The organism is Chryseobacterium taichungense (assembly GCF_900109935.1).
Taxonomy (GTDB): domain Bacteria; phylum Bacteroidota; class Bacteroidia; order Flavobacteriales; family Weeksellaceae; genus Chryseobacterium; species Chryseobacterium taichungense.
In genome coordinates this window covers 111,719-137,735 of sequence record NZ_FOBV01000006.1, presented here as the reverse complement: position 1 = coordinate 137,735, position 26,017 = coordinate 111,719, and the positions used below count along the sequence as shown (strand labels likewise).

The following is a 26,017-nucleotide window of genomic DNA, read 5'->3' as shown; positions in this document are numbered from 1 at the left end:
AATGATCTAATGAATAATTATCAGCAGAAATTATTTAAACTAATTTTTTATTATTTTTTTGGTGACCGACTGTCTGTTTTTCAACTTGAATTCAATGATATACATACCATTAGGAAGCCCATGCATATCAATTTGATTTTGAGAAAAAGGTACATTTATATTCTGTCCAACACTATTGATAATCTTTACCGCTTCAATCGAAGAATCCGACTTGATACTGACTATTCCTTTTGTAGGATTAGGATAGACTTCGGCTGAATTTACGGTAAGTCGGATATCAGAAGTTGCCAAACCTGAAAAGTCTTTTATACATCTTATCGATTCTCCTTGTCCTCTGGGACCGCCTGATCCTGCGTTAGCAATAGATGAGCCTATGTAAAGATATTTTCCTCCACTGTTAGCGGTATCAGAACTCCAATAATATCCTCTGGCTCCGACGTAGGTAAATCCTCCGCTGGAATTACTTCTATATCCTGCTGCGGGTAATTTAAGGTAACTCGCATATGCTGTTGTTGGATTTGAGATCCCTTCAGTTCCTACTAAAGTCGCCCATTCTGTAGAGGTAGGAAGTCTCCAACCTTGTCCGACTGCTTTGCATGGATCTACACCAACAGCTGAGGTAATTTCGGATATTGCCGCAGCATTCCAGGCATCGCTGGTCGCATTGGTAGCCCACCATGATGCTGAACCTGATCCCAAAATAAATGAGATGATTCCGGAAAGACCGTCTGGTGAATTGGCAGAAGGTGCTGACACAGTAGCTGAATTCCTCAACTGATGTCCATCGTCCCATCTTCCCCATTGGAAAAGATCTCCGTATGATTCTGTATCATCTAAAGAAGTAGCCACACGGGAACTTCCAAGGTTCTGCTGCAGCCATATTTTTCCGTCGGCTCCCCTTACAGTTGTATATGTTACATTTTGTCCATTATAAGTGAATGTCACACAACCCAAATCACCCGTATTTGTTCCAGGATCTGTATTGTTACAAGACTGATTTAGGGAAAATCGTTTTACCTTTGCTCCGTTTTGGGAGTAGACTAAAACAAGATCATTATTGAGATTATCAAAAGCAAGATCATTATAAGTAGCCTGACCATCTGAAACAAAACTTCCGCCCAACGTTTCCCAGGTTTGAGATGAATTATTGAGCTGATACACAGTGTTGCGCAAGTAGTCATCATTTTCCCAGCGGCTTGCCACAACATAAGAATTTCCTGAAGGACTTACTGCAATAGCCACATGCTGAACTTTCCCACTGGAGAAATTAGCATTACCCAATTGTGTCCACGTATTTCCATTGAATTTCTTTACGTTAAGTTTCTGCCCACTCGCCGAATTTGAAACATAAGCTACATAGAGATTATTATTGGTGTCAATTGCTATGTCACTATTGTATTGTTCGCTTGATGAGGCAGCATCCACCATACCTCCACCAACGAGTGCCCAATTGTCTGAACTTGTAGCAGCTGTCGTATTTTCATACACTTTTACCCCACCGGAAACATTACAGGTATAAACTTTATTATTTGTCCCGATCACCATTTCAGCAAAAGTAGCTCCATTGGAAAATCCCGCATTTCCGACTTGCTCCCAAGTACCGTTGATATATCTTCTGACTGTCCCTGAATTGTCTGTAGAATAAGTAAACAGAATATTTGAAGACGAAACCGCTGAGGCATGATAATTAATCGCAGACGTTGTTGCACTTGGCAGCTGTGTCCATGAAGTTCCATCAAACTGTCGGACTTCCAGGCCACTACCCTGATTGGTATAATAGATATTTCCATTCGGTGCCAACGATAAAGAATTATAAGTTGCATAGCTATTTGTAATTCCCGGACTACCCCCAACATATGACCATGAATTTCCATTAAAAACCTGAGCAGAGCCTTTCATCACAGAAGTATCATAATAAGATATGTAATATTTCCCGTCTTTTATCGCCAGATTATTAAAACTGCTTCCGGCCGCAGAAACAGTTTGTACTCCACCGACATCTTCCCATTGCTGAGCGTATGAACAGATGGACAATACAGACAGTAATCCTATACTGATCTTCCGCATCTTAAAATATATTTTTCCAAACATAACAGATTATTATTTTTATTTATTCTAAATTATATTTAATTTTGTGCAAAATTAGTTTAGTTGTTTAACCTTAAGTTATCATTTCCGAACTTTTTGTTATCTGACGTTTAGCTTTATTCAATTGTACCATCATGACCCCTAAAGAATTATTATTCAGATCAGAAGACATTCAAATTTTGTTTCATGAAGGATCATCTTTTGAAAAATTTTCAAAATCTGAAATGATAGAAAGCCGATCTAGTTTTAACCTGCTTTTTTTTCTAGGTCCCGATATCAACCTCACAGCTCAAGACTGCAGAACAACGTTTTCATTTAATAAAAATCAGTACATTCTTCATTATTCTCACAACAACAGCGTAGCAGAACTTTGGACAGATAATCATCAACCACTAAAATATCTCCGGATCGAAATAGCGTATAATTATATTTTTAATCTTATCAATCCTGGATTAAACAAGGAGAGTGAAGAAATCTTAGAAAATATGACCCGGAATAATTATATCTTTCTTTATAAACAAACTCCGCCTAACATGACGGTTGAGATGCATATGATCTTAAAAGAGCTGATCACTTATTCTAAAAAAGGAATGCTTCAGAAACTTTTTATCGAAGCAAAAATTATCAAACTGCTGATGCTTATTTTTGAACAGTTCAGCGAGAAGAATACTTTTACGGAAACTCCAAAAATTCCGGCCATGATCAAAAAATTTATAGATGAAAATTTTCACAGGAACATTAAAGTGGAAGAAATCGGTAATAGCATCGGCATTAACCAGAATAAAATCCGAAAAGAATTCAAAGCTCAATACCATATTACCGTGAGCGATTATATTGCGGAATTAAGAATGCTGAAAGCTAAGAAATTAATCATTAATAAGGAAATAATGATTAAAGAGATCGCTATAGAATGTGGGTATGAATATGTACAGAATTTTACGAGAGCCTTTAAGAAGAAATTTGGTGTTTCTCCTGAAAAATTAAGAAATGAGTAAAATAAAAACCACTTATTTCGATAAGTGGTTTTAGTATATGTTGTTTTGCTTTGATATTGCTTTCCCGGAATTCATGTGGGAAAACAATGACATTCAATTAATGATGTCCGTGGCTGTCGTGGCTATGGTCGTGAATAAAAGGACCATGACCTTTTGGCTCATTGTAGATTACTTCTACCCCTTCCTGCTCATATACCATTTTGCTTCTGATATCTTCAGGATCAAAAGGTTTTACTTTTCCGAAATATTCTTTCAAACCTTCAGTTAACCACAAAGGAATTACAAATCCGAAGAACATGAAGATACACCAGAATCCTACAAGGAACATGATTATGAAAAATACAGTCCAAAGGAACTGGTAAAACGGCCAAAATGCTGATAAAATCGTTATCATTTTTCTTAAAGATTTTAGGCAAAAGTAGGACTTTTTATTTTTTTATACAAAAGATATGCGTCCTATTTTTATTATTTATTTTGATTTTAATTTAAAAGACTAAGAGATCACAGAAAAATAGATGACAGATTACATAGCTTTACTCTTATTCATCTATTCTCTATTCGTCTTTTACTATCTGTATTTTCTATCTTTTAATGTGCCAAATCAGCAAAAAAATCGTTTCCTTTATCATCAGTAATAATGAACGCAGGGAAATCTTTTACTTCTATTTTTCTTACTGCTTCCATTCCTAATTCCGGGAAATCCACAACCTCAACGGAAAGGATATTGTCTTTTGCTAGAATAGCTGCCGGACCTCCGATAGAACCAAGATAGAAACCTCCGTATTTTCCGCAGGCATTAGTAACATCTTTACTTCTGTTCCCTTTAGCCAACATAATCATGCTTCCACCATGGCTTTGGAATTCATCAACATATACGTCCATTCTCCCCGCTGTCGTAGGCCCGAAACTTCCTGATGCCATACCTTCAGGCGTTTTTGCAGGTCCCGCGTAATAAATTGGATGATTTTTAAAATATTCCGGCATGGGTTTTCCGCTGTCAATGATCTCTTTGATTTTTGCGTGTGCGATATCTCTTGCAACGATTAAGGTTCCGTTTAGCTTTAATCTTGTTTTGATCGGATATTTAGAAAGTTCTGCCAGGATTTCAGGCATAGGCTTATTAAGATCAATTTCAACAGCTTCTTCCAGATGCGGAGGAGTATCCGGTAAAAATCTCTTAGGATTTTCTTCCAGCTGCTCCAGGAAAATACCTTCTTTTGTAATTTTACCTTTGATATTTCGGTCTGCAGAACATGAAACGCCCATTCCCACAGGACAAGACGCTGCATGACGAGGAAGTCTGATTACTCTGACGTCGTGCGTTAAGTATTTACCTCCAAACTGTGCCCCGATAGCACTTTCCTGGCAAATTTTCTGAACTTTTGCTTCCCATTCCAGATCTCTGAACGCCTGACCAGCTTCGTTTCCTTCCGTCGGAAGATTGTCGTAATATTTTGCGGATGCTTTTTTTACCGCAGCAAGATTGGCCTCAGCAGAAGTTCCACCGATCACCAACGCCAAGTGATAAGGCGGACAAGCTGCAGTTCCAAGATCTGATATTTTTTCTTTAATGAATTCCTCCAGCGATTTTTCGTTCAGTAAAGATTTAGTTTTCTGATAAAGGAAAGTTTTATTGGCAGAACCGCCACCTTTTGTTAAGAATAAAAATTCGTAATAATCTCCTTTTTTAGCATAGATATCGATCTGCGCAGGAAGGTTTGATCCCGAATTTTTCTCATCAAACATTGTTAAAGGAACCACCTGCGAATATCTTAAATTTCTTTTCTGATACGTATTGTAGATTCCTTTGCTTAAATATTCACCGTCATCCACGCCTGTGTAAACGTTTTCTCCTTTTTTGCCCATTACAATTGCCGTTCCGGTATCCTGGCATGAAGGTAAAGCTCCTTCAACAGCCACAGCCGCATTTTGCAGTAAATTGTATGCTACGAATCTGTCATTATCGGTAGCTTCAGGATCATCAATAATTCTCCGGAGACTTTCAAGATGTGAAGAACGAAGCATAAAAGAAACATCTGCCATGGCCTCTTCGGCAAGCAGTTCCAGACCTTTCGGGTCTATCGTTAAAATTTCTCTGTCACCGAGTTGTTCAACTTTTACGTAATCTGATGTAAGCTTCTTGTACACCGTATCATCTTTCTGAATCGGATACGGATCCTGATATCTAAATTCCATTCTTCTTTTTATTTCGGTGCAAAAATAAAACATCGCGAAAAAACATGAGTAAAATCAGAGACTTAGATCGATATTTATAATGATTATAAATTGTGAGATATTTAGGTATAATTCTCAGTTCTCTATTCCATTTTACTCTTTTTGAAAACTAAAATTACCTGTTAGGTTATTCTTTGTCCAGATTCCATTACTTTTAGAATCCTTTAAATAACCTGAAAATCTATAATTACTTTTTGTATTCATATCAAATTTTCCATCAAAATTGACGTAGCCATTTATTGATTCTTTTATATTGCTTGGAAGCAAGTTAATTTCACCGACAATTGTGCCTTCTTTTTGCACTACAAATGTGACTGAACCATTATCGTCTCCTGTAAAGTTGCCAGACCAATTACCTTGAAATCCAGAATTTACTTGTCTTGCGCTCTCTTCATCAGATATGCATGAGCCAAAAGAGAATAAAACAAAAAATAGTAATATAAGATCAGTTTTCATTTGTGTTAAGTAATTTATTTCATTGTCTATGAGCAACAAATAAAGATGTAATATTAAATCAACTATATAAATTATTACAATTGTAGCTTGTGTTATTTTTGCAGATAATTACCAAGCTTGAAACTATCTGCATTTTAGTTTAAGAGTTTCATCATTTTTATGTTTTATTTAGCAAAAATAATTTTTATTTTTTGCTAAATAAAATTAACTTGAATTTGCTTATTGAATAGATTCCTGTTATTTAATAAATATTTTTTTCAAGATATCCATATTCAATTTATCTTTTTCATTCTTCAAAGCACACACGAAAGAACATGAGTAAAATCAGAGACTTAGATTGATATTTATAATGAATATAAATTGTGAGTTTGTCGTGCAATGTTTAACTTTATGAAAACTTTTTAAAGCAAAAAAGTCACAAAAGATTTTTGACACATTAGTCATATAAGTTTTAAGTTAAAAACCTTTGAAAATAAAGAACAAAGTCCAATCTTAAAATTTAAACTGAATCTTTTATGCCTTTTGTGGTTAAATTAAATTTCCATCACAATGAATTACAGAATAGAAAAAGACACCATGGGTGAAGTGCAGGTTCCTGCCAACAAGTTTTGGGGCGCCCAGACCGAACGTTCCAGAAATAATTTCAAAATCGGTCCGGAAGGCTCTATGCCTCATGAAATCATTGAAGCTTTTGCTTATTTAAAAAAGGCCGCTGCTTTTACCAACACGGACCTGGGAGTCCTGCCTGTTGAAAAAAGAGATCTGATCGCAAAAGTATGTGATGAAATATTAGAAGGGAAATTAAACGATCAATTTCCTCTAGTGATCTGGCAAACCGGCTCAGGAACACAGTCCAATATGAATGTGAATGAGGTCATTTCAAACAGAGCACATGTAAACAACGGTGGCACATTGGGAGAAAAGTCGGAAATCCATCCTAATGATGATGTCAATAAATCACAGTCGTCCAACGATACTTATCCAACAGCAATGCATATCGCAGCCTATCGTAAAGTTGTAGAGGTTACTATTCCTGCGGTTGAGAAATTACGAGATACGTTAGCCGAAAAGTCGGAAGCCTTCAAAGATATTGTTAAAATCGGGAGAACCCATTTGATGGATGCCACACCATTGACTTTAGGACAGGAATTTTCAGGATACGTTGCTCAGTTGAATTATGGTATAAAAGCTTTAAAAAATACACTCCCACATCTTTCAGAACTGGCTTTGGGAGGAACCGCAGTAGGAACAGGACTGAACACTCCGAAAGGCTATGATGTAAAAGTAGCTGAATACATTGCGAAATTCACCAATCATCCTTTCGTAACAGCAGAAAATAAGTTTGAAGCACTGGCCGCCCACGATGCAATTGTTGAATCTCACGGCGCTTTGAAACAGCTGGCCGTTTCATTATTTAAAATTGCTCAGGATATCAGATTACTGGCATCGGGACCACGCTCTGGAATCGGGGAAATCCACATTCCGGAGAACGAACCGGGATCATCCATTATGCCGGGAAAAGTAAATCCTACCCAAAATGAAGCAATGACAATGGTTTGTGCTCAGGTTTTAGGAAATGACACTACAATCTCTTTTGCAGGAACGCAGGGAAATTATGAACTTAATGTTTTCAAACCGGTGATGGCTTTTAATTTTTTACAATCCGCTCAATTGATTGCTGACGCCTGTATTTCATTTAACGATCATTGTGCTGTGGGAATTGAACCTAATCATGAAAGAATTAAAGAGCTTGTTGATAAGTCATTAATGCTTGTCACTGCATTAAATACACATATCGGGTACGAGAACGCGGCTAAAATTGCAAAAACAGCCCACAAAAACGGAACAAGATTAAAAGAAGAAGCCGTAAATCTTGGACTTTTAACCGCCGAACAGTTTGATGAATGGGTGAAACCTGAGGACATGGTAGGAAGCCTGAAATAAAAAATTAAATTTAAAAAGTTAATATTGTAAGAAAACGCCCGGAAATTTCCGGGCGTTTTTTGTTAATAAATGAATGTGCGCATTACCACCAGAGTGCTACTCCGAAAGTTAAAGCTTTATCGTTTTCAAAGGTTCCGCTTTTAAAGAAATTTCCGAAATCTTTTTTAACAAAGATGCTGAAATCATCGTAAGAAACTGTAAACTGTCCTCCGTAAATAAACGGACTTACCCGATAATCACTTCTATCTCTATCACTTATCCCTTCTCCTTTGATAATATTATTGGTAGACATTTTTACACCTCCGTAGATATTGGCTCCTACTTTAAATCCATGTGAATAATCTCTGTACTGCACATCCAGACCAGCATTTTTCAACTTTGAAAAATTATACTGCAGCCCCAGCGGAACGATTATATAGCCTGTTCTGAGTTTACTTTTGCTCAATCCTTTTTCATAATTTGCCAGATACACATTGGAATTGGCATCTTTTGCCACAAACATATCGTTATCAATAATCAAAGTTCTCCATGAAAACCCGATTCCGGAAATTAATCCCCACGGACTCGTTCTGCCGAATTGATAATTGAATTTAAGTCCAAACTCAAAATTTCCGGCATAGCGAAGATTGTTATCCAAAGCATTATCCGCCTTATCGTTTGTAAGATTCATAATAGAATAAGAAATATAAGGCGTAAGTTCTTTTGTTGGTCTGAATTTTTTCAACAGCTTTTCCTTCAATTCCTCATTAGAAGTGACATCAGAATTAAGAAGAGAATATCGAACCTGCTTTTGAATAACGGCATCCATATCAAAGCCCAATTCTTCAATTCTCTGATCTATTTTCTCAGAATAACGGCTGGCAATCAATGATTTTTGTTCGTCAAATTCTGCTTTAGAGAGATTTTTAGACTGAAGCTCAGTTAGCTCGGCTTCCATCAGCTTCTTTTCCTCTTTAATGATCGTATCAATCTTTTTTGCATATTCGTCCACCTTTTCTTTTACAATTGGGCTCACTTCGGTATCTTCTTTTGGCTGAAGATTGAATACCGGCTTTTTTTGAGCGAATATCGCTGTAGACAATAGGCATAGCCCACCCATCATGATAAATTTCTTGATCATATTATAATAGTTTTTAATTGTTTTACAATTGATTTATTTTTCGTTCAGATCAATGCTTGCTACATTGCTTTTCCCTTTTGTTTTTTCAATAACATCTTTATGTTCTACTGAAAAAAGAAGTGTTGAAGGATCAACATAACGTTTCTTTTTCACCTGCAATTTAGTTGAATCGGATTGCGCAATAACTTTAGACGGCTCAGCAGGTAAGATTTCTGATACGATATGTGCTGAATTTTGCTGTATTGAAGGCAGTTCATCGTTTATAACAGCCGGTGATTCCTTCAGAACTTTTTTATGATCTGTTGAAATCTTTTCCACTGCAATTTTTTGTTCATTATTTTTAATGATTAATTCTGCAGGTTTCTCCTGAAACTCATTCTGTGCAGGAAGCTGAACTTCAGTCTTACCAACCTTTGCAATATTTCCGTTTTTCTCAGTCACCTGATTATCCTGATTAAAAAAGAGTACTATTCCTAAACTGAATGTTAAAATCAGACACGCTGCTATCAGAAACCAATTGACTTTTGATGAAATCTTTTTTTCCTTATGATTTTCTATTTCTGACCAAAGATTCCGCGAAGGGGTAATTTCCCGTTCTTCGATCTGTTTTCTGATCTGGTATTCTATTGTGTTTTTAGAAGTTTTCATTTTGTAATTTTTTTTGTTGCTGATGATAAATTTTCCTCATTTTTTCCTTTGCCCTGAACAGCTGAGTTTTGCTTACTGCCGTAGAAATCTGTAATGTTTCTGCAATTTCCTGATGCGAGTAGTCTTCAAGTACATAAAGATTGAAAACCATTCTGTAGGCATCGGGTAGCTGATCAAGAAGTTCCTGTACATTAAAATTAAAATCAATTTGCTCTTCCTGAATTTCTTCCGGATAGTTAGGATTGATGTCTTCCAGATAAAAAACGGTTTTATGACTTTTAATAAAGTTGAGACACTCATTTACCACTATTCTTCTTCCCCATCCTTCAAAGCTTCCTTCTCCCCGGAAACTTTCAATGCTTTTAAAAATTTTGCAAAATGCTTTGATCACACAGTCTTCAGCCTGATAAAGATCGTTGATGTAGCTTCTGCTGACACTCAGGTATTTTTTTACATTCTGATCATAAAAAATTTTCTGTGCAGCCGGATCCTGTTTTTTGAGGCGGCTGAGCAAATCATCTTTTTTATTTCCGAACAAAAGTTTCATAATTATTTGTTTCTAATAGTAAGACAGTAAAAAATCGAAAAGGTTACAAATCAGTAAATTTTTTTTAAATATTTACTAAAAAAATACCCGGGCGGAAAAATTTCCGCCCGGGTATTTCTATTTTTTAAAGAAAGAAAAATCAACTTAGCATTCTCTGAGCCTTTTTCACTCCTTCCACAAGAAGATCGATTTCATTAAAATTATTATAAACCGCAAAGCTCGCTCTTACTGTCCCTGCAATATTAAAGAAATCCATGATAGGTTGTGTACAGTGATGTCCGGTTCTTACTGCAATTCCTAATTTATCCAATATCATTCCCACGTCGGAAGCAATACCTACACCCTCCAGATTAAAAGAAACAACTCCCGTTCTGTTTGCCTTTTCACCATAAATTTTAATTCCTTCCAACTCTAAAAGTTGTCTTTGGGCGTATTCCAACAAGGCATTTTCATGATTCTGAATATTTTCCTGTCCGACTCTTTGAATGAAATCGACGGCAGCACCTAAGGCAATGTTTCCGCCGACATTTGGTGTTCCGGCTTCGTATTTAAATGGTAGCGGCGCATACGTTGTTCCATCGAAAGAACATGTAGCAATCATTTCGCCTCCGCCATGAAACGGAGGTAAATCCTCAAGAACATTCTGTTTTCCGTACAGAATTCCGGTTCCCATTGGAGCATACATTTTATGACCTGAAAAAACGAAGAAATCACAGTCCATTTTCTGAACATCAATGGTAAAGTGCGGTGCAGACTGGGCTCCGTCAATTACAATATAAGCCTCTGTATTTTGTCTTGTTTTAGCAATAATTTCCTCAATCGGATTTACGATTCCCAACGCATTAGAGACCTGATTTACAGAAACTACTTTCGTCTTTTCACTTAAAAAAGTCTCAAATACATCAAGCTGAAGAATACCGTTTTCATCAATCGGAATAACTTTTAGCTTAGCTCCTGTCCTTTCACAAAGCAGCTGCCACGGAACAATATTGGAATGATGCTCCAGATAAGAAATAATAATCTCGTCGTCTTTTTTAAGCTTTTGCGTTAAAATATAAGCGATAAGATTTAATCCTTCTGTAGTTCCTTTGGTAAAAATTACTTCGAAATCGTGTTTAGCATTGATGAATTTCTGAATTTTCCTTCTCGAAAGCTCCATTTCTTCAGTTGCCAACTGACTTAATGTATGAATTCCCCGATGTACATTTGCATTAAGCTCTGTGTAATATCGATTCCAAACCTCCAAAACTGAATTTGGTTTTTGGGATGTTGCTGCATTATCTAAGTAAACCAAAGGCTTACCGTTCACCTGCCTGTCTAATATAGAAAACTGACTTCTGATTTCCTGAATGTCAAACATTTATTAAAAATTTAAATTAAAACGTTCTTATTTAGAACTCTTCAAATTTACGGCTTTTTTTCGGATTGTAGTCGATCGTTGATACTTGGTAGCTGATAGAAAGATTCGATGGACCAGATGTTTATTTTTCTTTTAATATTAAGATTGCGAAGAATGCATAATTTATTGTGAATGTTTCGTTCGCAAGGCATTCCACTCAGCAAATGACATCGATATTATCTAAAACTTAAAGTCTGAACACAATGATCACGAAGTTTTTTGATTACTTCATGCTGTTAGGTTCACAAAGCCGTTTCACTTATAAAAGGTCGCAAAGATTCTTATTAAAAAATAGCATTTATTTCCTTTTGTTTCAAATATTTAGTCATAAAAAAACCTGTCAAAAATGACAGGTTCTATATTGTTCAGATAAGAAATTCTTATTCTGCGGCAGTAGTTTCTTCTGCTGCCGGAGCTGCTCCTTCTTCAGTTGCAACTTCTTCTTCATCTTCATCATCCATCGCTGCAGCACCACCTTTCATTGCATTTCTAGACATCTTAACAGCTACAACAACTGCATTGTCCGGGTGCATGAAAGAGAATCCTTCAGTTTTGATACCACCGATGTAAAGTTTGTTACCGATTCTTAATGGAGTAACATCTACAACGATCTCATCAGGCAAGTTAGCAGGGATTGCTTTCACTTTCAGTTTTCTGAAAGACTGACGAAGAACACCACCAGCTACAACACCTTTTGAACGACCTGTAATTCTTACAGGAACTTCCATGATAACTGGCTTATCGTCAGCTAACTGATAGAAATCTGCATGAAGAATTTTGTCTGTAATCGGGTGGAACTGAATATCCTGAAGAACAGCCGGAATTGTTTGACCATCAACCTCAATAGATACCGTGTGTGCTTCAGGAGTATATACCAAACCTTTGAACGCTTTCTCTTCTGCAGAGAAGTTCAATGGCTCACCACCTCCGTAAACAACACAAGGAACTAATTCAGCATCACGTAAAGCTTTTGTAGACTTTTTGCCCACGCTTTCTCTTTTTGTACCTTGAATTGTAATAGATTTCATTTATAAAAATTTAAAAAATTGTTTAAAATTAAATTTGCAAACCTCTAAATATCAATTAAATAACAAACTTACTGCTAATTGACTGATGCTCATGAACCATCTTCATAACGTCCGCAAATAATGGGGCGCAAGATAGCACTTTTATTTTAGATGACAAATTATTTTTCACAGGAATTGAGTCAGTTACAATAACTTCCAATAGTTTTGAATTTTCGATATTATCGTAAGCCTTTCCTGAAAGAACACCGTGAGTAGCCATAGCCCTTACTGTTTTTGCTCCTTTTTCTATTAAGATATCTGCAGCTTTGCACAGCGTTCCTGCGGTATCGATCATATCATCAATAAGAATAACATTTTTACCAACAACGTCTCCGATAAGGAACATCTCTTCTACAACATTTGCCTTTTTTCTTTCTTTATAGGCAATTACTACATCTGCACCCAGGTGGCCCGCATAGTTTTTTGCTCTTTTCGCACCTCCCATATCGGGTGAAGCAATCGTAAGATTCTCAAGGTTCAGATTTCGGATATAATCTACAAAAATGGTAGATGCATACAGGTGATCTACCGGAATTTCAAAGAATCCCTGGATCTGATCTGCATGGAGATCCATGGTCATTATCCTTGTTGCTCCTGCTGCCGTTAAAAGATTGGCTACAAGCTTAGCACCGATGGGCGCTCTTGGTTTGTCTTTTCTGTCTTGTCTGGCAAGTCCGAAATAAGGAAGTACTACCGTAATGCTTTTCGCAGAGGCTCTTTTCGCTGCGTCAATCATTAGAAGAAGTTCTAAAAGATTATCCGCCGGTGGAAAAGTAGAACCAATTAAGAAAACCCTTCCTCCTCTTACAGATTCGTCTAATACCGGTTCAAATTCACCGTCACTGAAGGTTTGAAAGTTGATTTTTCCTAATTCTTTCCCGTAATGTTGGGCAATTTTCTCTGCCAAGTCCTTACTCGTCCTTGTACAAAATAGATAACTTAACTGATGGGCCATTTTTACTTTTTAAAAGATTTTGCAAATTTAAAAAAAAACCACAAGAATATGTCTTGTGGTTTCTAAGTTTTTATTTTATCCAAATTATGGAAAGGTAACTCCTGAATATTTATTGGCATCAACCTGCGGAAGCGTAGATCTGTACTTCGCGTTGATTGATTTGATAAATTCGTTGGCTACGATAGCATATCCTCTACCGGTAAGATGCACTCCGTCTAATGAGAAAGCACCTCCGCTTACAAATTTAGCGGTATACTTTACGCCGTCAAATGTAATTCCTGACTGTCCGTTAAGTTCAAGCATTTTAGCATTGGCATCTACAAAAGCAAGACCATAAGAATCTGCCATAGATCTTATTGAAGTATTATAGGCGTCTATTGCTGTTTTTACATATCCTGCCTCAGTTTTTGTTAATACATGCTGATTTTGCAGAGGATAAGATATTCCGTAAATATTTACAGGAGAAGGAGCTCCTGGCGCCACGCTTGCAATTACAGAACTTGAAGTAAGTAGAATATAATCTTCTGATGTTGCCTGTCTCGCCTGCCCAAAAATCTGTCCGAATGCTGTAGCTGTCGGTAAACCTAATGAAGGCGTTAAAGCTGCAGTAAGCTGAGCGGAAAGATCAGTAAGCGATTCATCTTTAATTAAAACAGGATTATTAGAAGTTGTTGAAAGCAAATTAATTCTATTTCCTGCCCCAAAAGCAGTAAGAGCCTGTTTCAACGGTCCATATAAACTGGTATTAAGCGTCGTAAGATTAGTGCCTAACGCCGCAGGTGTCAAAGGATTATACGGAACTGTTGTAAAAAATGGAATTGAGGTAACATAAGGAACATTTGCAATAACTCCTTTTGTTGTTCCAACACTTTTAAGACCATCTAAAACTCCTTTAATAGAAGCTGCTACAACATTAGGATTCGAAATATCATTCGACTTATATATTGTAGGACTTGCAGTTGCAGGCTGAACGGTTGCCGCTGTATAGGTTGTTACACCTCCTACAGTCTGAGAATTAGTTCCTCCACTTGTCGCATATAATAAAACATCATTACTTCCTATCCAAAGAGAGAAAAATGTAGGAGTCTGTGACATTGCATCAGCTAAGACAGAAGTTGTGGCTGACGAAGCAAATCTTACAAAATAAGGATTCGCAGTTCCTAGAGAAAGACCTGCTGGACTTCCATAACCAGGCGCCACAAGGTGATAAGACTTTGCTCCGGGCACTCCCATATTCTGATAAGGTCTTCCAGAAGCTACATTATCCAAAGCCCCAGCAGGAGTACTTGGAACAGGAGTTAAAGATCCGTTAACTACCTGAAGTGTCAGTTTTCCGGCAAATCCCGGCAAGTTATTGAAGCCTCCGATATTATTTGGCATTAAAGGTTGCTTAAATTCACCACCTCCGGCAAGCTTCATTTGCTGTGCAATCATTGAAGGATAAGACTCATTTTGTCCTCCTGAATATAAAGCTCCGTCTCTGTAGCCTGATGTTAAGGAATTTCCTAAGGCAATATATTTTGAAAAGTTCGCTTCCCCGCTGGTTACCACCACGTCATTCACATCTGTATCAAAATCATCCTCGCAACTCGTTGTAAACAGAAGTGCGGAAATCGCGAAAGTAGAAATTATAATTTTTTTCATAGTTTTTCAATTAAAAAGGATTGTAAGATAAACCTAAACCTAAATAGAATGCAGTAGCTTTAGCCTGTCCATAGAAACCAAGGGTTTTATTATTTACATCTCTTGCTTGTGGCATTGCATATCCTCCGGCCACATCAACTCCGAACTGCTTTAATTTAAATCCTACCCCACCTGTCACAACAAAAGTGTTGAAGGAAGGCGTTTCAGGAATAAAGTTTTCATCAGAGTAAGGTGATTCATCGTAGTAAGCTCCAAGGCGTCCGTAGATCATATTTGTGAACGCGTACTGAGTTCCCAATCTCACTGTTTTTGAATTTCTGAAGTTTTTAGGAGAAACAGAAACGGTAGGATCTGCCTGATTTCCTACAGGTGCGTTTGCAAAATCCAAAGTCAGTTTTGAATATCTGGACCATCCATGATAGTTGAAATCCGCAGAAAGCAACCATTTCGGTGTAACTTTATATGTTAAACCTATCGTATATTCTTCCACCAAAGGTAAAGTTGCTGTAAAATTATCTGTACCTGATGCACCTAAACCTAACAATGAATATACTGACTGTGAAGGAAATTTAAAGGTAGCTGTACCATCTTTCGCTTTCATATCAACAGGAGAGCGGTAAGCAATACTCACATCCAATTTTGGGTCAGGTCTGAAATAAAAACCGAATCCGTAACCGTGACCGCTCGCTTTGCTGTCAAGATTAAGCTGTCCTCCGAATTGAGTGATCGCTTTATCCCAGTTTACTGTCCCTCTTGCATAAATATAGCTGGCCCCGAATGCTAACCAGTCATTAAATTTATAGGAAACCATAGGCTGGAAATAGTAACTTTTCAGTTCAAGCTTCTGAACCATTTCTTTTCCTTCCCAATCATTGGGCCATTCAATGGTACTTCCGAAAGGTGTGGAAAAACTGAAACCTACTGATAATTTTTCAAGCGGCTTGTACGTTATTGCAGCATAAATGGGTGTTCCCAACGGGTTGTCGGTTTCGGTACTCTGCAGTGTATTCAGATTTTGGAAAGTCACTTTATTGCTTGCCCCGAATCCACCGGCTACAATACTTAGTTTCGAGGGAATGAATGACATACCTGCAGGGTTAAAGAATGCCACACTCGCATCTTCAGCATGAGCACTGGTGTGTGCCATTGCCAATTGCTTTACCCCTTGCAGAGAAACCCTGAAGCCTCCTGCGTATGATAAAACACCTGCCAATAATGCAGTTGATACTAATATTTTTTTCATAGACTTTTATTATATACCCAAATATAAAATTATTTTGCTTACTCCTGTTAATAAATCATAAAATTTTAAACAATAAAGCCAAAGAAAACTATGTTTAAAATAATATTTTCATTAAAAAGTGAGTTAAATAGAACATAATAAGAACATTAACCCATCATAAATTATTAATCTTTAAACTTTGTTTAAAACTAAACAGCACTGTTTCTGATTATTTGATTATTTTAGACCTCATAAAGATAAAAATCATAAATTTGCAAATTAAATATATAATATATGAGTTGTGGATGTAAAACATCCGGCGATTCTGCACATTCTTGCGGACCCAAGAAGACCGCGAATGGCTGTGAAAATGTAAATACCTGTGGTAATAGTTATAAATTAAGTGTATTTGACTGGCTTTCCAACATCAACAATCCCGCACCGAACAGATGTGATTTTGTTGAAGTTAGATTTAAAAATGACAGAAAATCGTTTTATAAAAATGTAAACAATATTCCATTACACATAGGTAGTGTAGTAACAGTAGAATCAAGTCCCGGACACGATGTAGGTGTGGTAAGTCTCACCGGCGAACTGGTAAAGATTCAGATGAAAAAGAAGAAATTCTCTGAAGAATCTGTACAGAAAATATACAGGCTGGCCAACCAGAAAGATCTCGAGGTATGGCAGGAAGCACGAAAAAAAGAAGAGAATGTAAAAATAGAAGCGCGAAAGATTGCCCACAGGCTTGGTCTCGAAATGAAGATCACCGATGTGGAATATCAGGGTGACGCTTCAAAGGTTACATTTTATTATACTGCAGATAACCGCGTAGATTTCAGACAGTTGATTAAGGATTATGCAGGTGCATTCCGTACAAAGATCGACATGAAGCAGATCGGCTTCAGACAGGAAGCTGCAAAAGTTGGCGGAATCGGTTCCTGTGGAAGAGAGCTTTGTTGTTCGACATGGCTTACAGATTTCAGATCAGTCAACACAAATGTTGCACGATATCAGCAGCTTAGTATCAATCCTCAGAAACTCGCAGGGCAGTGTGGTAAACTTAAATGTTGTCTAAATTATGAATTGGATAGCTACCTTGATGCATTAAGCAATTTTCCGTCTTCTTCAACGACGCTTGATACCGAAAAAGGAAGAGCTTTCTGTATAAAAATCGACGTTTTCAAAAAGAAAATGTGGTTTGCTTATGTTGAGAATTCTATCGCATGGTATGATTTTGATATTGAATTGGTTAAAAAACTCATTGCTAAAAACAAACGTGGTGAGAAAACACTTCCTCTGGAGGATCTGAAACAGCCTGAAACACCGTTTGCTAGCATCGATTTGATTCAAGAGAATAATGTCGACCGTTTTGAGAAAAAAGGAAGAGGGAATAATAAGAATAGAAATCAAAACAGACAAAACAACAATCAAAACAATCAGAATAACCAGAATCAGGGACAGAGAAAAAACAACAGACCTGAAAGACAGGAACGTTCTGAAAGATCAGACAGACCTCAGAAGCAGGAAAGACCGCAAAACCCAAATCCTAATAATCAGCAGAAACAACAAAAAAACCAACCGCAGAAGCCTCAGCTGGAAAAAGTAGAAGCTGCCGCAGATAATCCTGCTGATAAAAAACCTAACCCAAACAAGAAAAAATTTAAAAAGAAGTTTCCTCCAAAAAAAGATAACAATGCGTAAAATTTTAGGATTATTCTCACTTATCCTTTTCTTTAGCTGCACTTCTTCTTCCGAAGGAGAAGTAATTATGAATTCCGTTAATAGTAAGTGGAATAAGAAAAGTGAACAGAAATTTAATCTTGAAGTTTCGGACCCGCAAAATCCTAAAAATATTATATTTGTTGTAAGGAACAATAATGAATATCCTTACAGCAATATAAGGTTTATTGTGAATTTTACCGACCTGCAGACCAAAAATAAACAGACAGATACACTGAATTATATTTTGGCAAAACCAAATGGGGAATGGCTGGGAACAGGTTTCGGTGATACCAAGGAAACTTTATTTCAGTATAAGCTGAACTACAGATTTCCGGCAAAAGGAAAATATGAGATTGGCCTTACACAGGCTATGCGAAATGACAGCCTTCCGGGAATTGAAGACATTGGAGTAAAAATAGAAACGGCTAAACCGTAATCATCAATGGAAGAAAACAGATCAAAGACAGGAAATAAAGGGAAAACATTCCCTCTTCCTCCTAAAAAGAAAAATACCGCCTGGAAAAAATGGGTAAAATTTATCTGGGTCGGATTTATTGCCGTCGTACTAGGAATTTCAGGACTTTTCTTTGCTGTTTCACAGGGCTTTCTAGGAGAAATGCCAGATGTAAAAGAGCTTGAAAATCCGGATATTTATGTAGCTTCTGAAATTTATTCTTCAGACGGCGTTTTGCTAGGTAAATTCGAAAAGGAAAAAACCCAGCCTATTATTTATAAAGACCTTCCTCCTTATTTGATATATGCTTTACAGGCTAAAGAGGATGAAAGATTTAAAGAACATTCAGGTATTGACTTAAAATCCATTTTAAGAGCTGTAAGATACCGCGGAGACAGAGGAGGAGGATCAACGATTACGCAACAGTTGGCTAAGCTTTTATTTACGAAAGAGCCATCAAAAAATCCTATCAAAAGAACTATTCAAAAGCTGAAAGAATGGTCTGTAGCTGTAAGTCTTGAAAAGAGATATACTAAAGAAGAGATCATTACTCTTTATTTTAATAAGTTTGATTTTACATACAATGCCAATGGTATTGAAATGGCATCAAAAATTTATTTTAATAAAAAAACTTCTGAACTTACCCTTCCTGAGGCAGCTGTTTTCGTTGCCATGTTAGAGGCACCGATTGCCAATAACCCAATGAGAAACCCGGAAAGATCAAAGAAAAGAAGAGATGTCGTTTTAACTCAAATGTTTGAAACCGGATATATTGATAAAGCAACTTATGACAAAGCAATAGCAACACCGATAACGCTGGATTATCATCCGATTAAAAATATTACCGACGACTACTCTGCTTATTACAAGTTTTATCTTAGAAAAGAAATTGATGCTTATCTTAAAGATTACGAAAAAGAGAATGGTAAAAAGCTAAATCTTTACAAAGACGGATTAAAAATTTACGTTACTCTTGATTCCAAAATGCAGAAGTATGCCGAAGAGTCTATCAGAGAGCATTTAACCGATCTTCAGAAAAGATTCGACGCTGAACAGAGAGGTAGAAAAGACTGGCCATTCTATTACCTTAACAGCAAACAGATCAATGATCTGATGGTTCAGGCTATGAAAAGAACCGGACGTTATAAGCAATTAAAAGCAGCCGGAGTTTCAGAAGATTCCATCATGATGGAGTTCAAAAAACCGATCAAAACATCTCGTTTCACATGGGCAGGAGAAGAAGAGGTGGAAATGTCTCCGTGGGATTCTATCAGATGGCATAAGAAAGTGGCTCAGGCCGGCTTAATGTCAATGGTTCCCGGAACAGGAGAAATCAAAGCCTGGGTAGGAGGTATTGATTGGCAGCACTTCCAGTACGACCACATTAAACAGGGAAAAAGACAGGTAGGATCAACATTTAAGCCTTTCGTGTATGCAACTGCCATTATGAAATTAGGATTAACTCCATGTTCCACAATTTCTAATGCAAGTTTTAACAAAGGAACATACCACGTACCGGGAAGAGGTGGAATGCTTACATTAAAAGACGCCTTGGCACACTCTCAAAACCCTGTAGCACTGCGTCTTGCTGAAATGACCACTACCCAAAGTGTTATTCAGACCGCAAGAGATCTTGGAGTGACTGAGGATATCTCGACCAGCCTTCCGATGGCATTAGGTTCATCTGATATTACCATTTACGAAATGGTAGGTGCTTACAGTACTTTTGCCAACTACGGAAACTACAACAAACCGGAAATGATCTGGAGAATAGAAGATGCCAACGGTAGAGTAATTAAAGAGGTGAATGTAGAGCCTAAAGAAGTGATGAACCCAATGTATGCCTACACAATGATCGAACTGATGAAAGGGGTGGCACAATATGGTACAGCTTCGGGAGAATTAGGAAGAAAAGGAATTTCAAAAGATATAGAAATTGCAGGTAAAACGGGAACTACACAGAACAATTCCGACGGTTGGTTCATGGGTATCGTTCCGAAACTGGCTACCGGAGCATGGGTTGGCTGGGAAGACAGAGCAACGCATTTTTACGGAACCGGTGAAGGTCAGGGAGCAAAAATGGCTCTTCCTATCTGGGCTATTTTCATGAAAAAAGTCTGGGCAGATAAAAGTCTCGGAGTTTCTCCTGATGATAAATTTGTAAAGCCTTCCGAATGGAAAGACGGCTGTTCGAATCTTAAAGGATTAGGAGCAGGATATGGAGATGACGGCGGGCTGCAAACACTCGACGAAATCAAAAATCCTAGACCTGCAGAATCTTCCGGGCCTAAAACACCAGGCAAAAAAGAAGAAAATGTAAATGAGAACCTTAACACTAGCGAAGATATAGACTTCAACAATAAATAAATTCTCTTTTAGAAATACACAAGACCTTTCAACAATTTGGAAGGTCTTTTCTTTTTTAATTAATACCTTTGAAATATGAATATTGAAAACATACAACAAACCTTTATAAAAAAATTCCCGGGAGATTTTTCAGGCAATATGATGCAGAGAAATACCCCTAAAGTTTTATTTTCAACAATAAGTCCCGTCGGTTTTGATCATCCTAAACTTATTGCTTTTAACGAAAAACTTTCGGAAGAAATTGGCTTAGGAAAATATGAAGAACAGGATCTTGATTTCCTGGTCGGAAATAAACTTCCTGAAAACATAAAAACGTACTCAACCGCTTATGCCGGTCATCAATTTGGTAATTGGGCAGGACAACTTGGAGACGGCAGGGCAATTCTTGCCGGAGAAATTACAAACAGTTCCGGACAAAAAAATGAAATTCAATGGAAAGGAGCCGGAGCAACTCCCTACTCAAGACATGCAGACGGAAGAGCAGTTCTGAGATCTTCTTTACGTGAATATCTGATGAGCGAGGCCATGCACCATCTTGGAATTCCTACGACAAGAGCCTTAAGCTTAGCTTTTACAGGAGAAGATGTGGTAAGGGATATCATGTACAACGGAAATCCACAGTATGAAAAAGGAGCTGTGATCATCAGAACGGCCGAGAGCTTTTTACGTTTCGGACATTTTGAGCTAATGTCTGCACAAAAAGAGTACACAACGTTACAGGAACTTACAGATTTCACTATTGAAAATTATTTTAAAGAAATTCAGTCAACAGGAAATCAGAAATATAAAGATTTTTTTGAAAATGTCTGCAGAAGAACAGCTGATCTGATGGTCGAATGGTACCGTGTAGGATTTGTTCATGGCGTTATGAATACAGATAACATGTCGGTTTTAGGCCTTACTATTGATTATGGACCTTATTCAATGATGGACGAATACGATCTGAATTTTACTCCAAACACGACTGATTTACCCGGAAGAAGATATGCTTTCGGAAGACAGGCCCAGATATCACAGTGGAATCTCTGGCAGTTGGCCAATGCACTTCATCCTTTAATCAATGATGAAAAGTTTCTGGAAGATATTCTGAACGATTATGGAAGCTATTTCTGGGAATCTCACGACAGAATGCTTTGCAGAAAATTTGGCTTTGATCAATTGCTGACTAGCGATGAGAAATTTTTTACCAACTGGCAAAGTCTGATGCAGGATTTACAGTTAGATTACACCCTGTTTTTTAATGAGCTTGAAAAATATGATGATCAGAAGGATTTAAGGCTTCAGTTTGAAAATGTTTCTTATACTTTTTTGAATAATGAAAAAATTTCCAGATTGGAGGATTTTATAAAAGATTATCAGTCCAGGTTGGAAAAAAATATTATTCCAAGAGAAAAATCTTTAGAAATCATGCACAAGGCAAATCCGAAATTTATCTTGAGAAATTATCTTTTGTATCAATGTATTGAAGAAATCAACGAAGGAAAAACCGAAATGCTAGAAAAATTAACCCATGCCCTTGAAAATCCGTATCATACAATTTACCCGGAATTCTCAGCTAAAAGGCCGTCAGATTATGATGATGTTTCGGGATGTTCAATGCTTTCTTGCAGTTCATAACAAATTCAATTTTAAAACTCACATTTTTGGTGAGTTTTTTATTTTACTTTTGCAAAAACATTCGAAGTGTCAACATTCAAGAAGAAATTTATAGATCTTTTAAAGATTATTTTTCCCTCAACCGGAATTGAACTGATTATTTTTCTTTTCTTTCTAGTTGTTTACGGTTATCTCGGTTCTTATATAGCCATACATTACAAGATTATTTTTGATAGTAGGATTCCGTGGGATGCCTATTTTAGTTTTGATAACAAATCTATCGTCATGACCGGCGGAAGCTTCGAAAGGCACCCCCTCTCCTATTATTTCTTCAAGTACGTCCGAAAACTCGCCTTACTTTTTTCAGATGGAAAAATGGATGGGAATTTCAGATTTGCATTGGCTTGGTTCAGTAATATTGCCGTCAGTTTGAGCATTGTACAGGTGTTTAAATATTTAAAAAATATAATTCAGCTGCCTTTATTCATCTGTATTTTCCTGATTCTCTTTTTAGGATCATTTTCTACGACGATTTTACTGTCATTTACCCCGGAGAACTTCACTTACACTCTATTATTACTTACGCTTTTCAATTATTACTCTGCTTTAAAACTAAGAAATGAGGAAAAAATTCCGGCGTTGGCTTTGGTGGTTTACGGAATTGGCATTGGCGGTTTTACGATTACCAATATTGTCAAAGTATTCATTCCTGTTGCCTTTGAAAAAAATATATTTAAAAACTGGAAAAAATTTGGAAATGCTGCTTTCAGAATAATTTTAACCTGCATTTGTTTTATCCTGTTGTATCTGAACAGAATCGATTTTAAATATGAAAATATTTTCAGCAAGACAAATGAACAGTATGAAAAATTCTCAAATGTAAACTCCATACCCTTATGGGATATGATTCTATCCTATTTTTTTGGAGGAAATGTTTTGTTTTCCAATTTCATTATCACAGATAGAAATAACATGCAGGGATATGAATACAAGGGGCTTTTGATGGACGTTTATTTATCATGGGTACCCTACCTATTTATTGCTGTTTTACTGGCTTTGGTTTTGTGGAGTTATTTTAAAAATTTCAGAAATAAACTGGCGCAGATTCTCATGATTTCCTTCATAATTGATATTGTTATTCATTGCATCATGAGATTCGGATTACACACCTCTTTTATCTACGGTGGGCATTTTGTTTTTATATATCCTTTGATGTTTGGCTGGTTGATTAATTCTTATAAAAACTCACCAAAAACATTATCTTTTCTAATGGCCGTTTTCTGCATTATGTTCGCCTATCTACTGACTAACAATTACTTGAGAATGAGCGAATTCTTTTCATTTTTAAATAGGTATTATTAAAATAAAACATATCAAATTCGAATAAAACTTGTTTCAATATAAATCAAAAAAAGCTGAGAAAATTATTCCCAGCTTTAATTTTAATCTTTAAACTTTTATTTTGCTTCTGCACAGAAAATTCTGTATTGTACAGCTACAGCAGATTTGAAATATTCTCTTACTCTTGCCAAATCAGAAGCGGCACTTTGTTTAGTAAAATAACTTCCCGCCAAGATTTTATAGTTAGGTCTTAAAGAAGCATCAGTTTCGACTTTAAGGTTTGGAAATCTTTTTCTGAAATACGACTTCACCTCATTAGCTTCATCATTACTTTTCACAATTGTAATTTGGATCTTGTATCCTAAAATCCTAGGATTTTTTCTGCAGATCTCCGCATTGGTCAATTCTCTGTTTGGCACATAGATTTTTGTCGGTTTTGAAGCTCCGCTATCTTCATCATCATCCCTGGAAATCACTGCATTGGTTGTTCTTGAGCATTTATCCTCAATGCTTTCCAAAGCAGTATTTACCTTAGAATCCATGGTCATAACCAATTCGGTACCAGCTAAGGTATCTTTTTTTACAATTTGTTGGGCATCAAGAGTATAAAATCCTCCAAACAGTAATATCGAAAATATTTTAATCAAATTTTTCATTTAAACTTGTTTCCGCAAATTTAGACAAATTAAAAAATTATACCAAATTGAGTTATTTAGAATAATTACAAATTAAACGTAAATGATATTTTCCCCTTTCTATATACCGTTAAATTCCTGTTAAATATATTATTTTTGCGGAATTGATTGAATGTTCAATATTTTACTAACATAAGATAATTTAAATGATTAGTTGGAGAAAGCATTATAGACAAACGTTGATCGCAATAGGCTTATTGTTATCAACCAGTGCTTCAATTTACGGGCAGGACGGTGATCCTAAGAATGGTGAGAAGCTTTTCAAAGCAAATTGTACTGCATGTCACGCACTAGACAAACAAGTTGTAGGACCGCCGCTGAAGGGTGTTGTAGAACGGGTAAAGACAGAAGGTGGCGTAGATACAGACTGGCTTCACAAGTGGATCAAAAACAACAAGGAGCTAAGAGCTTCCGGTGACAAGTACGCCAATGAAATTTTTGAAAAGTACAACAAGACTGAGATGCAGGTCTTTCCAAATCTTACGGATAAGGATATTGATGACATCTTAGCTTACACAACTAATCCTCCGGCTCCGGAACCTGCAAAAACCGATGCTGCCAAAGATACCGCAAATGCAGGATCTGCAAATGCAGCACCACAAAATTCTGCTACGACAAGCATCGTTATCATTTCACTTTTAGCTATCGCAGGTTTATTGGTTTGGATCTTAATAAAACTAAGACAATTAGTAAAATTAGGACAATCCGAAGATCTTGCCGGACTTAACGAAACAAGAGTTAAATCTTTCAGCGAAATTTACGAGAAATACCATTACATCGGTAAAGGATTAATTGCAATTCTCGCATTATTAGCTGCATACGGCGTATGGAACTGGATCATGTGGATCGGTGTTTACAAAGGATATAAGCCGGAACAGCCTATCTATTTCTCTCACAAAATTCACGCAGGGGAACAAAAAATCGACTGTCAGCTTTGTCACTCAAGTGCTAAATACGGTAAAGTATCTGAAATCCCTTCTATGAACGTTTGTATGAACTGTCACAGAACAATTTCCGAATATAATGCAGAGCACTACATGGAGCCAGGAAAAGATAAAGCTTTCTACGACGGAGAAATCCAGAAAATCTATGCCGCTACAGGTTGGGATCCTGCAAAACAACAATACACAGGTAAAACACAACCGGTTGAATGGACAAGAATCCACAACATGCCGGACTTCGTTTACTTCAACCACTCTCAGCACGTTATAGCAGGTGAGCAGGCCATCATCAATTCTTTCAACAAAAAGAATCCAAACAACAAAATCGATGTTGTGTGTAAAGCTTGCCACGGTAAAATTGACACAATGAATGTTGTTCAGATGGCTAATGACTTCACAATGGGATGGTGTATCGAATGTCACAGAACTACTGAGGTTGATATGAACAACGGTTATAATAAAGAATACTTCAAGAATCTACATGACAAATTGAAAAAACAATACCCTAAAGATGGTGGTAAGATTACTGTAGATGCAATTGGAGGTCTTGAGTGTGGTAAATGTCATTATTAATAACT

At 36.8% G+C, this 26,017-nt stretch carries 21 protein-coding genes; 8 read left to right on the top strand and 13 right to left on the bottom strand.

The features are described 5' to 3' along the window. Positions 1–39: 39 nt before the first annotated feature. Positions 40–2,091: a T9SS type A sorting domain-containing protein gene (locus BMW64_RS13965; RefSeq protein ID WP_090000573.1), complete on the bottom strand. Its 2,052-nt coding sequence runs from the start codon at positions 2,089–2,091 to the stop codon at positions 40–42. A gap of 131 nt (positions 2,092–2,222) precedes the next feature. Here BMW64_RS13965 and BMW64_RS13960 point away from each other — a divergent pair, with 131 nt between their 5' ends. Continuing rightward, entirely contained in the window at positions 2,223–3,083 is an 861-nt protein-coding gene (locus BMW64_RS13960) for a helix-turn-helix transcriptional regulator (protein WP_090000572.1), read from the top strand. A 97-nt stretch (positions 3,084–3,180) separates the two neighbouring features. On the opposite strand, the gene BMW64_RS13955 is transcribed toward BMW64_RS13960, so the two are convergent. The 3 genes from BMW64_RS13955 to BMW64_RS13945 form a co-directional block, all read right to left on the bottom strand. After that, the gene (locus BMW64_RS13955) at positions 3,181–3,477 is read right to left on the bottom strand and encodes a hypothetical protein (protein WP_177175296.1); all 297 of its coding nucleotides are present in this window, start codon (positions 3,475–3,477) and stop codon (positions 3,181–3,183) included. A 194-nt stretch (positions 3,478–3,671) separates the two neighbouring features. Continuing rightward, positions 3,672–5,279, bottom strand: a complete 1,608-nt coding sequence (locus tag BMW64_RS13950) for a fumarate hydratase (RefSeq protein WP_090000571.1) — start codon at positions 5,277–5,279, stop codon at positions 3,672–3,674. Positions 5,280–5,411: 132 nt separating this feature from the next. Further along, entirely contained in the window at positions 5,412–5,774 is a 363-nt protein-coding gene (locus BMW64_RS13945) for a hypothetical protein (protein WP_090000570.1), read from the bottom strand. Between the two features lie 549 nt (positions 5,775–6,323). Between BMW64_RS13945 and fumC the strand changes: the two genes are divergently transcribed. Further along, complete coding sequence (gene fumC / locus BMW64_RS13940) at positions 6,324–7,718, top strand: class II fumarate hydratase (RefSeq protein WP_090000569.1); 1,395 nt, start codon at positions 6,324–6,326, stop codon at positions 7,716–7,718. An 82-nt stretch (positions 7,719–7,800) separates the two neighbouring features. Here the strand turns inward: fumC and BMW64_RS13935 are convergent, their stop codons facing one another. From BMW64_RS13935 to BMW64_RS13900, 8 genes are all read right to left on the bottom strand, one after another. Beyond that, the gene (locus tag BMW64_RS13935) at positions 7,801–8,838 is read right to left on the bottom strand and encodes an outer membrane beta-barrel protein (RefSeq protein WP_090000568.1); all 1,038 of its coding nucleotides are present in this window, start codon (positions 8,836–8,838) and stop codon (positions 7,801–7,803) included. A 33-nt stretch (positions 8,839–8,871) separates the two neighbouring features. Next, the gene (locus tag BMW64_RS13930) at positions 8,872–9,486 is read right to left on the bottom strand and encodes a hypothetical protein (RefSeq protein ID WP_090000567.1); all 615 of its coding nucleotides are present in this window, start codon (positions 9,484–9,486) and stop codon (positions 8,872–8,874) included. Further along, positions 9,473–10,033 (bottom strand): RNA polymerase sigma factor, encoded by a 561-nt coding sequence (locus BMW64_RS13925; RefSeq protein ID WP_090000566.1) that lies wholly within the window; start codon positions 10,031–10,033, stop codon positions 9,473–9,475. The genes BMW64_RS13930 and BMW64_RS13925 overlap by 14 nt, the downstream gene beginning before the upstream one ends. 139 nt (positions 10,034–10,172) lie before the next feature. Further along, positions 10,173–11,393: a cysteine desulfurase gene (locus BMW64_RS13920; RefSeq protein ID WP_090000565.1), complete on the bottom strand. Its 1,221-nt coding sequence runs from the start codon at positions 11,391–11,393 to the stop codon at positions 10,173–10,175. A 419-nt stretch (positions 11,394–11,812) separates the two neighbouring features. After that, positions 11,813–12,460 carry a 50S ribosomal protein L25/general stress protein Ctc gene (locus tag BMW64_RS13915; RefSeq protein ID WP_090000564.1) on the bottom strand — a complete coding sequence of 216 codons (648 nt, stop codon included), beginning with the start codon at positions 12,458–12,460 and terminating at the stop codon, positions 11,813–11,815. A gap of 55 nt (positions 12,461–12,515) precedes the next feature. Continuing rightward, complete coding sequence (locus BMW64_RS13910; RefSeq protein ID WP_090000563.1) at positions 12,516–13,454, bottom strand: ribose-phosphate pyrophosphokinase; 939 nt, start codon at positions 13,452–13,454, stop codon at positions 12,516–12,518. An 84-nt stretch (positions 13,455–13,538) separates the two neighbouring features. Next, complete coding sequence (locus BMW64_RS13905; RefSeq protein ID WP_090000562.1) at positions 13,539–15,098, bottom strand: SGNH/GDSL hydrolase family protein; 1,560 nt, start codon at positions 15,096–15,098, stop codon at positions 13,539–13,541. Between the two features lie 10 nt (positions 15,099–15,108). Further along, positions 15,109–16,341, bottom strand: coding sequence for an OmpP1/FadL family transporter (locus tag BMW64_RS13900; protein WP_090000561.1), 1,233 nt, complete (start codon positions 16,339–16,341; stop codon positions 15,109–15,111). Positions 16,342–16,614: 273 nt separating this feature from the next. Here BMW64_RS13900 and BMW64_RS13895 point away from each other — a divergent pair, with 273 nt between their 5' ends. The 5 genes from BMW64_RS13895 to BMW64_RS13875 all read left to right on the top strand — a co-directional run bounded on the left by BMW64_RS13895 (position 16,615) and on the right by BMW64_RS13875 (position 23,824). After that, entirely contained in the window at positions 16,615–18,024 is a 1,410-nt protein-coding gene (locus tag BMW64_RS13895) for a PSP1 domain-containing protein (RefSeq protein ID WP_090000560.1), read from the top strand. Continuing rightward, positions 18,017–18,481 (top strand): gliding motility lipoprotein GldH, encoded by a 465-nt coding sequence (locus BMW64_RS13890; protein WP_090000559.1) that lies wholly within the window; start codon positions 18,017–18,019, stop codon positions 18,479–18,481. Before BMW64_RS13895 ends, BMW64_RS13890 begins: the two co-directional genes overlap by 8 nt. A 6-nt stretch (positions 18,482–18,487) precedes the next feature. Beyond that, entirely contained in the window at positions 18,488–20,866 is a 2,379-nt protein-coding gene (locus BMW64_RS13885) for a penicillin-binding protein 1A (RefSeq protein ID WP_090000558.1), read from the top strand. A gap of 75 nt (positions 20,867–20,941) precedes the next feature. After that, positions 20,942–22,483 carry a protein adenylyltransferase SelO gene (locus BMW64_RS13880; RefSeq protein WP_090000557.1) on the top strand — a complete coding sequence of 514 codons (1,542 nt, stop codon included), beginning with the start codon at positions 20,942–20,944 and terminating at the stop codon, positions 22,481–22,483. Between the two features lie 66 nt (positions 22,484–22,549). Beyond that, complete coding sequence (locus tag BMW64_RS13875; protein WP_090000556.1) at positions 22,550–23,824, top strand: DUF6080 domain-containing protein; 1,275 nt, start codon at positions 22,550–22,552, stop codon at positions 23,822–23,824. A gap of 95 nt (positions 23,825–23,919) precedes the next feature. On the opposite strand, the gene BMW64_RS13870 is transcribed toward BMW64_RS13875, so the two are convergent. Further along, positions 23,920–24,459, bottom strand: coding sequence for a sporulation protein (locus BMW64_RS13870; protein WP_090000555.1), 540 nt, complete (start codon positions 24,457–24,459; stop codon positions 23,920–23,922). Positions 24,460–24,644: 185 nt separating this feature from the next. Between BMW64_RS13870 and BMW64_RS13865 the strand changes: the two genes are divergently transcribed. Beyond that, positions 24,645–26,012 carry a c-type cytochrome gene (locus BMW64_RS13865; protein WP_090000554.1) on the top strand — a complete coding sequence of 456 codons (1,368 nt, stop codon included), beginning with the start codon at positions 24,645–24,647 and terminating at the stop codon, positions 26,010–26,012. The last annotated feature ends 5 nt before the right edge of the window (positions 26,013–26,017 follow it).